This is a genomic window from Blastocatellia bacterium, from assembly GCA_035573895.1.
In the GTDB taxonomy this organism is placed as follows: Bacteria; Acidobacteriota; Blastocatellia; order HR10; family HR10; genus DATLZR01.
Genome location: DATLZR010000098.1, coordinates 24,466 through 33,728, shown reverse-complemented (window position 1 = coordinate 33,728; position 9,263 = coordinate 24,466). Strand labels below are relative to the sequence as shown.

The following is a 9,263-nucleotide window of genomic DNA, read 5'->3' as shown; positions in this document are numbered from 1 at the left end:
CCCCCGGCTTGAGCCCATCGAGCACGATGAAAAAATTGCCGACCTTTTGACCCAGTGTAACGCGGCGCGGTTCGAAATATCCTCCTTCATGGGCCACGAAAACGATCTGTTTTTCCCCCGAATCCAGAACAGCCTCCTCCGGAACGGCCACACGTCGCCCATAGTCAACGCGCAGTTCAACATTTACGTACATGTCCGGTTTGAGCAGAAGCCCAGGATTGGGAAATTCCAGTCGAATTTTCACCGTTCGCGTGACGTTATCCACCTGTGGATAGATATAGGTCACCGTCCCTCTGAAGGTCTTCCCGGGGTAGTAAGGCAGTGTCAGCACACCCGTTTGCCCGATTTTCACCATCGGTGCTTCGTACTCGTAGATGTCAGCCAGTACCCACACGGTTGAGAGATCAGCAATGGTGTAAAGCTCCGTTTCGGGCGTCACCCGCTGACGCTCATAAGCATTGCGACTCAAGACATACCCTTCACTCGGAGCATAGATCGTGAGAGCCTTCAGCGGCTCTCCCCGTCTCTCAATCTCACGAATCTCCTCCTCGGAAATATCCCAAAGAAGCAGGCGCTTTTTGCTGGCTTCGTGAAGAGACAGCGAATTCTCGACGATCTCCCGAACCGAGCTTCTTCCGAGATATGCTCGGGCTCGAAGCGCCAGAAGATACTCCTGCTGGGTAGCCACTAATTCGGGACTATAGAGACTGACGAGAGGCTCCCCTTTCCGTACGAACTTCCCCGTGTAATCAACAAAGACTTTTTCGATCCATCCCTCAATCTTCGGGTGAATACGGGTGATCCTGGTTTCATCGTAGGTGACTTTACCAACCGTCCGAATCGTCTGTGCGAGAGGAACCGTTGCCACTTCGCCAGTTGTGATGCCGATGAGCTGTTGTTTCTGAGGGCTGATCCGGACGGTTCCCGGTGGGAAACTTCCTGCACTCGTAGCCTCATCGGCATAAACCGGCACCAGGTCCATCCCGCAATCCGGTGCTTTGCCGGGCTTATCGGATTTATAATCGGGGTGCATCGGGTCCTGCCAGTAGAGAATGCGCCGCTCGGACGGTGCAGCCTCCGAAGCCGGTTGAGCCGGGTCGAGTTTCACCAGCGCCATATTGCACACAGGACACTCTCCGGGTCTATCGGATCGGTACTGCGGGTGCATCGGGCAATAGTATACCTCCTGGGGTGACTCCTGCGCTCGGTCCCCCAGTTTGAACAGCGTTTTCTTCACCTCCTGCCGAAAGCTGTAACCGACCACGCCGGCCCCGATTACGAGAAGCAGGACGACAATATACCGGGACAGTCCCCGCCGATCATCTCTCATCCTCTTTTTTTCCATTGCCCCCATCTCCTCCGAAAACGTGGTGTAAGCTTTCGAGTTTATGCACGACCGCAGACTCGAAAGTCTGCGCCCTGTGTGCTGAGAATCATCGAGCAAGCTCCACACCGACCAATGGTTCAAGTTGAGCCAGCGATTTCTGGAAGGTTGCCAGTTGCTCGTAATAGTTCAGTTCGTAGGTGAGGACGGTCATCACATTGGTGAGGAGCGTGAGAAAGTCCACCGTTCCCACCTGATAGGAAGCCACCGAGGACTCCAGCGTCAATGTTGCCTGTGGAATAATCCCTTCTCCATACAGTCGCAAGAGTCGCTCGGCCGTCGTCGCCATCAGGTATTGGTCTTTGATCTGGAAAAGGAGTTGCGCCGCAATCCGTTCGTGAGTCTGTTTGGCAGCAGCCAGCTCCGACGCCGCTTCTTCCAGAGCTGGTCGTTGCCTCTTCCAGAAGTAGAGTGGGATTTTCACATTCACCATCAGTCCCCACATCTCTGGCATCGCCGGACGCTGGAGATACTGGAAGGTGACGCCAAAATCGGGGTAAAACTCCTTCCTCATCAGGGAGACGGCGTACTGACTCCGGTCAATGATCCTCTCCTGCTTTCTCAACTCCGGGTACCGCTGGAGAGCCAGTTGATAAAGCTGCTCCAACGAGTAAGGGAATTCACTCTTGCGCACCTCAGTCGGTCTCCCTAAGGGGGTGTCCGGCGGGCGGTAGAGGATCGAGTTGATTCGTGCAACCGTCGTCGCCCGCTGCCGCTCTAAAACCGCTAATCGCTCGAGCAGGATCGAGATTTCCGTCTGAGCTTTGAGCACGTCCTGCTGCGCAGCTTTCCCCACCTGATAGCGGGCCTCGGCAATTTTGAGAACCTGTTGAAGCAGGTCCTTCGTTTTGCCGACACTTTCAAGTGATTTTTCAACGAAATAAAGGTCATAGTATGCGGTCTTCAGTTCGGCAATGACGCGACGTCGAACGAGTTCATAATCCCATAGTTCGGCTTGTGCGTCCGCCCAGGCGACCTTGCTTTGAAGGGAGAGCTTGCCGGGAAAAGGAATCTCTTGGGAGAAACTGACAATCCGCGCACTCGACGGGTCCCCGCGTTGTATCGAGAAGGGCAAGAGATTCCCCATCGAACCGATTGAGAGCATTGGTTCGGGCGGTGCACCTTCCTGGGGGATACGGGCTTGCCTGGCATCATATCGCCGTCGGGCAGCGAGAATTTCTCGGTTGTTCTCCAGTGCTTCTTGAACAAGCTCCTCCAGTATCACGGGTTGGTCTGCTCGCTGCTCGTGAACCGTGAAGTTGCCGCTTATGCCAGAATCGGCAACCCACGAACTCTCTTGCTGCCCGTTGAGGACCGGCGACAGCCGACGGTTGCTTGAAGTTGCACGACAATCGAGAATCTGCGGTCCACAACTTGACTGCCCCCAGACAGGAACGGATACCCACACGCTAAGAGAAAGTGCCAGAAGTCTTCGCATCATCCCCTCCTCTTGATCCCCGTTTCGCTTTGTGCCGGCAGACAGAGACTGCGAGCCCGATCATACCGGGTCCCTCATTGAATCGGTTGAGAGGGTTAACTTGGCGGGTGATCGAAGGTGACGACTCACCCGATGAGAAACAGGACAAGCGGAGGGGACTTCAAATCAGAAGAACAGCGATTCTGAGAAAGGTGCCGGAGCTGTCAAACGCTGAAGAATAGCTGTAACGGCCGGGAAGAAGGGAGTCGGGTGGCGGCTCCGGCCAGTCGGGCGACCATTCGGATTGCTCTGTCACCAATGGGATGGAACCAGTTGATCTTCCCGCTACTTCGCCAGGCTGTGACATCGGGGATGGTGAACGAAGGCAGCATGAATGATCTTGCGCTCCCGAAATGAGGGCCGGTTGAGTGTGACATCTCCGCTCGGCTGTAAGAGCCCGTCTCGGCACCTCATCGGCGTGGACGCGACAGCAGCAGACGCGAGGACGCATAAGGCAGATCTGCTTGAGACAGAGCACCGCTGCCCTGCCCGTCTCCACTACGAGCAGTAGCGCGACGAAGATCATTGCGATCGCCCGCGTCATAAGGTGCTTGCGGCATTCTAACCGAGGGCCTGTCAACCAGTCAAACTTCAGGGCAAGGAGCTAGCTCCCGACTCTCCGTGTCTCCCGCCGGCGCAAGGGTCGGACATCCTTCCTCTCGAGCCTCAAGCTTAGCGAAGTCGAAGCGTCGTCAGCCGGTAGTCGGGCGAAATGATAAAGAGCGTTGTCGCCTGACCCGCTCCCATCGGGGCCATGAACGCCTCCCCCGTGATAAAGATGGCCCACGACGTTGATGGATACGGCCCGACCACCGGAGCCGAAACGCGACCGACACCGAGATCAAGAAAGGCCACTCGTTCCGCCGTCGTCCCGCGATCCGCCAGTGCCAGAAACCGGGAGCGACCGAGCGAGCCCATGCCAGGCATTGGGGTGAACAATAGCTCCGTCGTTGTCACAAAGACCACATCCCCGCTCGGATTGAGGACGGGCTCCGAAGCAATCACGTCGTCAAACTCATATTTCCATTTGAGCAAGCCGTTCTTCACAGCCAAAAGCTCGGCCTTCCGCACCTGGGTGGAATCTTCCCAGGGGGAATCCATCACCATCATTTCGGTGAGTGTGAAATAAACCGTACCATCCTTGCCGACAACCAGGGAAGAAGCCGCCCTGTCTTCGTCATCGAGGGAGAATCTCCACTTAATCCCGTTTGTCACGGGATCAACGGCAAGGAGAACGGCCTGTCTCCACTCGCGTCCCATCCCCCGTTGCAGAGGCGAGGTCACGACGTATATCGTTCCATCAGGACCAACGGCGACAGTCTGATTATCGAGCCTGACTGGTCCCATCCCATTCATCACTTGACCGTTGACGTGACCCGCCCAGGCTAAAAACAGAAGCATTACGATGGCACCGAGCGTAATGAGATTTTTCATAATCGCCTCCTTCGTCGTGTTGATTTAACACGCGAAGACGGTTGCAAAGATTGTGCCGAAACATCTCAAACTGTCCTCTGAGGCGGAGAATATGGCGGTCTAAGGAATTACGAAAGAGCCACTTGCACGCCAGCACGTATGCCCTGCGCCGGATCTGACTTCTCCGACCCACGGGTCATCTCACCCATTGAGTGAAGATCAAAACGGGGAAAAACGCTCGCCAGTCGTTTCACCTGAAGTTAGCCCGGCAGGAGCCTTACATGAGTTCCAACTCTCACACAAATGGGGTACGAACTTTCCCGTCTGCGAAAAAGGGGAGGCTCGAAAGCCGGCGCTACAGGTGCCGTACAGGGGGATGGTTGCCCTCTCCTCAAGAATATGACCACGCCCCTCAGGAGCGTTGAACCCGATCCGCTTGGCGATTCGCTCCCCGGGCTTGTCAGCGAGCCGGGCGGAAGGTGACCTCTGCTTCAAGCAGCGTCGCCCGGGCAAAACGCACTCCTTTCTTCCCCTTGCCGGCAATCTCAAGGGCAATCCGCTTCATTTCTTCTTCGCTCTTCACTTCCCGGTAGCGCCCATTTTTCTCCAGGATAAGATAGACGGTGCTGGAGGCAGCGGGGTTCTTCGCCCGGCCAGTCCCTCGCGCTGTCGTTCGTTTGCGCTTGGCCGCCGGTTTTACCCTGCTTCCAATGTCCCGGGGGCTCGGTGTCAGGTTGTGTCTCCTCTCTGTCAGCTTTTCCTCGTTCACCATGATGTGCTTTCCTCGTGGGGAGTGCACCTCTGACGATGCTCGCCGGACGGTGCGGCGCGATGGGCTGCCGTCTCCCGACCGGCCGACCGACTGAGCAGCATCCGATGAGGTCCCGCGCGCACCGCTATCGGGGACAGTCAGAGCTGGAGCTGCCGTGGCTCGTTTGCGCCGACGTTTGGCCGCACCCAGCGGATCCCAGATCTCGGCATTGACCGCGAGACCTTTGCGGGTGGCGTACTCGGTGACTTCCGTGACGATCATCTCCTTCTTCTCTCCGGCCAGCGCCCCAGCCCAATCCTTACATCCCCGCCAGTAGGGACAACGGAACGCGCAGATCAAAACCGACTTGGACTCGTGGAAGCGATCACAGTAGATATAGGTTGCGAGACCTGTCATCGAAGCCTCCACGTCGGCCCGCTTATATATCGTTTTTGATCGTGAATGTCAACAACACGTTGAGACTACCGTCCGGCTCCGTGAGTCACTGACCGGAGCCACACTCCAGACCGCCATTAGATTCCGTCGGCTCAAAACTGAATCCGCAGGGCAAACTGGATGAAGCGCCCGCCGGTCGTCGTTGCCGTGATCTCGCCGAACTGAGGCGATGTGATGACGACATCGGGATCGCCGAAATTGGGGTGATTGAAGAGGTTGAAGAACTCCGCCCGGAACTCCGCATTCAATCCCGGACGCAGACGGTCGAGTCGGACGAACTTTCGTACGGCCAGATCGAACTTATTTCTCCCCGGACCGATGAAGCTACTGCGCGGAGCGAGAATTCGCGGATCGAACGGACGCAACAAATTCCGCGAATAAAAGGGTGGTGGGTTGAATGGGTCAAGACGTTCATCCCGACCCGGACTCACGATCCCTACCGGATCACCGAAGTAGCGGGTTTTCTCGCCACTCTGCCGCCCGGATACGCGCAACGCCGACAGCGGCCCGACGACCACCGGACGATCATTGAGTACGCCGTCGGCGTTGACATCGAGACCGGCGAGCAGCGTCAAAGGGAAACCCGTTTGAAAGACGGTGATCCCGCTGATCGCCCAATCGCCGATGAGACGGGCCGGCCAACCCTTTAACGACCCGAGCACCGGCTTCCCCGGTCCAAAGGGAAGGTCGTAGAGATAAGAGATGACCAGCCGGTGGGCCGTATGAAACGCCGAAAGACCCCGCTCTCCCACAAGATCAAAGGAATTTTGCGGAAAGATGCTTCCACCCCGTCCGGCATCTCGAATATTACTCGAGGCGTCATCGAGCGACTTGCTGAAGGTATAAGCCGCCCGGAGCATAAGCCCTCTCCGCATGCTGTGCTGCACTTCCAGTTGGAGCCCGTGATAAATGGAGGAGGCGGATGATTCCTGGACCCAGATCTCGCCAAAGTTGAGATTCGGACGTCGCCGACCGAAAAACCGTTCCAGGAACGGTTCCTCCAGGAAGGGGCCGAGATTAATCATTCGGGCGCGCGTGAGCTTTGTGCCTTTCGAACCGACATAGCTCACCTCGACACTCCAGCCCCGATGAATCTGCCCGGCCAATGTCAGCGACCATCGTCCTGTGTAGGGGTCACGAAGGTTCGGATCAATAATGGCTACCGGCATCGGAATCGCAACACACCTCCCAGTAGCATCGAGGAAACCCGTGGCTCCGGCCGTGAGCTGGCAGGGTCGAACGAATCCATCACGACTGCGGGGGACCGGGATCTCTCCAATTCGCGTATCCCGGCGCAACTCGCCTTCGCCAGATACCTCCATCGGAATGACGAAACCGAGTACGCCCGGAGGATTCACCTGTGTGGGGAAGATCGTGCTCCCTTGAATGTGGTCGTAATAAATGCCGTAGGCCCCCCGCAGGACCAATCGGCCAGTGCCGAGCATGTCCCAGGCCAAACCGAGGCGGGGGCCAAAATCATTTTTGTCACCATTTCTCACGGTGAATCCCACGTCCGGTCCGAGCGCGCGCACGGCGAAGGACGGTGAGACCGTCGCCAATGGGCTAAACGGAGTGAAGGTGTAACTGACAGCGCGCGAGAGAAAATTCTGGACTTCGCGTTCACGACCAAACACCTCGTACCGCAGACCGAGGTCGAGCGTCACCCGGGGTGCAACCTTCACCGTATCCTGAAAGAAAAATCCCCACTCGGTGCTTCTCAACCCGCGAAGGATTGGCCCGTTCGGCTGTCCGTCCCGTGTGAGGAAGAAGTTCTGTCGGCCTCCGATCACCCGGTCTACGAAGAGGCTTTCCACCGAGACATCCGGAATGATGATGGTCGGACGGAGATTGAATCCCGAGATTGAGTTTTGCTGCAACCGACGGATGTCGAACCCCGTGCGGATGGCGTGACGCCCTCGCACCAGAGAAAAGGTGTCACCGAATTGAAACGTGTTTCGGGCACGCCCCTGAGGAAACGACGCCGCCTCGACCCCGAAATCCGCGAATCGCCCCGTTTCAAAGACGATGTGGGGAAACCCGGTGGCTGAGCTGTTGTCCGGGCCAAAGCCGATATCCCGGTAGACCTGGGCGAAGGTCAGCGGCAGCGTGGGTAGCTGCGGAATCACATCACTGAGCCGGAGACGGGCCAACTGCTGGATCTCCGGCGGGGTCGTGGCCGTGGGAAAGAGCACGCGGTTGCGACTGAAGCCAAAGCGAACCTCATTCGACATGGTGCTGTTGAACACATGGGTATCAACAAGAGAGACATTTTGCGGGCGGAAGTCCTTCCCCGCCCCAGTTCCCGCAAGGCCGTTGCCCACGACGCTCACCGTCCCATCGCTCACCGCGTACCTGACGTGCAGGCGGTTTTTACGGCCCAGCTCATGATCCGTTCGCAGGATGAAACTATCGGTGGTCTCGATCAACGGAACCGTTGTATCAAAGACGCCGACATCGGGCGAGGCTTGAAGGGCGCGCGTCCTGGTCTGAAGGCCAATGGGAAAGAATCTGTGACCCGTCACGGGAAGCTCGCGCGTGGGCAGCGGATAACCGCGAAGGAACAGAGCGACGAGAAGAGGACTCGGCGCCGTCCCGATCGGCAATCCCGTGCGGGGATCGAAATCAACGAACTCGAAGGTGCTCGCCAATTCCTGCCGCAAACTGGCCGTTGGGACGCGGGGGTGACGCGGTAGCCCCTCGCGATTTCGATACCCTCCGTAGTTGGCGAAAAAGAAGTGTCCTCGCCGGGCCAGCGGTCCACCCAGGGTCGCTCCAAACTGATGGCGGGTGAGCGGCGGTTTAAATCCCCGACGGGCAAAGACCGGATCGCGATCGAAAAAGTCACGGGCATTGAGATGGTCATTGCTGAAAAACTCATAGACCGATCCATGAACCTCATGACTACCCCGCTTGATGAACAGGCTCACCTGTCCTCCCGAATTGCGCCCGAACTCCGCGTTGGCATTGGAGCGAATGACGCGAAAATCCTGAATGGCATCGAGCGCAATGGCGCCGTTCTCGAAAAGCGAAGGCAAGGCGATATCGGTGTCGGTGTTTTCCGTCCCATCAAGAGTGTAGTTTTGCGCTGTCGCCCGTCCGCCATTGACCGAACCGAACCCCTCGCCCCCATTGCCTTCGACGACTCCAGGCTCAAGCAATAGAAGATCGAGATAGTTCCGGCCTTTGAGGGGCAATCCGATAATAGAGCGAGGATCGAGCGAACGCCCAAGAGCTGGGTCCACGGTGTTAACGATGGGTTCGCGTGCCCCACCTCCCAGTTGAAATTCAACGAGCGTGACGACTTTCGCCTTGAGTGTATCGGTGATCGGAACATCGGCCGTCGCCGCGATGCGCGATTTCTTGCCGACAATGATTTCCACGACCTTCGCCTTCGCGGTCAGGACTTCGATTTCAAGTGTGGCTCCCTGGTAAACTTCCTCGGCTGCGCGGGTGGTCTGCTCTCCCGGCGGTCCCACCGTTACGTCATAAACTCCGGGCTCAACTTGATCAATCCAAAAGAGTCCATCCCGCTGGGACACCGCCTGCCTGACGATGGGCGTCGGGGGAGGAGGCGCTCCCGGGCGCCCCTTGAAGGTGAGCGTGACGGTGATCCCCGATTGCGGCACACCCGCTTCGTTGCGAATCGTCCCCACGACGCGACCGGAGATCGGAACTTGAGGAGAGGACGCTCGCCCCCAACCTGAGCTGACACTCCAGATGATGAAATAAACGCTCACTCCAACAAGCACTCGTTTCATAGTCCGATGCTCCGCGTATCGGGT

The 9,263-nt window shown here is 57.6% G+C and carries 6 protein-coding genes; 1 reads left to right on the top strand and 5 read right to left on the bottom strand.

Features of this window, described 5'->3' with window-relative positions:
• Together VNM72_09610 and VNM72_09605 are read right to left on the bottom strand one after the other, a co-directional pair.
• Window positions 1–1,345: efflux RND transporter periplasmic adaptor subunit (locus VNM72_09610; protein ID HXF05659.1), on the bottom strand; the 1,345-nt coding region annotated here is incomplete at its 3' end.
• Window positions 1,346–1,433: 88 nt separating this feature from the next.
• The gene (locus VNM72_09605; GenBank protein HXF05658.1) at window positions 1,434–2,825 is read right to left on the bottom strand and encodes a TolC family protein; all 1,392 of its coding nucleotides are present in this window, start codon (window positions 2,823–2,825) and stop codon (window positions 1,434–1,436) included.
• A gap of 246 nt (window positions 2,826–3,071) precedes the next feature.
• Between VNM72_09605 and VNM72_09600 the strand changes: the two genes are divergently transcribed.
• Complete coding sequence (locus VNM72_09600) at window positions 3,072–3,218, top strand: hypothetical protein (protein ID HXF05657.1); 147 nt, start codon at window positions 3,072–3,074, stop codon at window positions 3,216–3,218.
• A gap of 315 nt (window positions 3,219–3,533) precedes the next feature.
• On the opposite strand, the gene VNM72_09595 is transcribed toward VNM72_09600, so the two are convergent.
• The 3 genes from VNM72_09595 to VNM72_09585 all read right to left on the bottom strand — a co-directional run bounded on the left by VNM72_09595 (window position 3,534) and on the right by VNM72_09585 (window position 9,239).
• Window positions 3,534–4,295 carry a hypothetical protein gene (locus VNM72_09595; GenBank protein ID HXF05656.1) on the bottom strand — a complete coding sequence of 254 codons (762 nt, stop codon included), beginning with the start codon at window positions 4,293–4,295 and terminating at the stop codon, window positions 3,534–3,536.
• A 439-nt stretch (window positions 4,296–4,734) separates the two neighbouring features.
• Window positions 4,735–5,442 (bottom strand): hypothetical protein, encoded by a 708-nt coding sequence (locus tag VNM72_09590; GenBank protein HXF05655.1) that lies wholly within the window; start codon window positions 5,440–5,442, stop codon window positions 4,735–4,737.
• Between the two features lie 131 nt (window positions 5,443–5,573).
• Complete coding sequence (locus VNM72_09585; protein HXF05654.1) at window positions 5,574–9,239, bottom strand: TonB-dependent receptor; 3,666 nt, start codon at window positions 9,237–9,239, stop codon at window positions 5,574–5,576.
• Window positions 9,240–9,263: the final 24 nt, after the last annotated feature.

Excerpts from the sequence above, each read along its gene's own strand:
- VNM72_09605 (HXF05658.1), bottom strand. The coding sequence starts at position 2,825 with ATGATGCGAAGACTTCTGGCACTTTCTCTTAGCGTGTGGGTATCCGTT.
- VNM72_09595 (HXF05656.1), bottom strand. The coding sequence starts at position 4,295 with ATGAAAAATCTCATTACGCTCGGTGCCATCGTAATGCTTCTGTTTTTA.
- VNM72_09590 (HXF05655.1), bottom strand. The coding sequence starts at position 5,442 with ATGACAGGTCTCGCAACCTATATCTACTGTGATCGCTTCCACGAGTCC.
- VNM72_09585 (HXF05654.1), bottom strand. The coding sequence starts at position 9,239 with ATGAAACGAGTGCTTGTTGGAGTGAGCGTTTATTTCATCATCTGGAGT.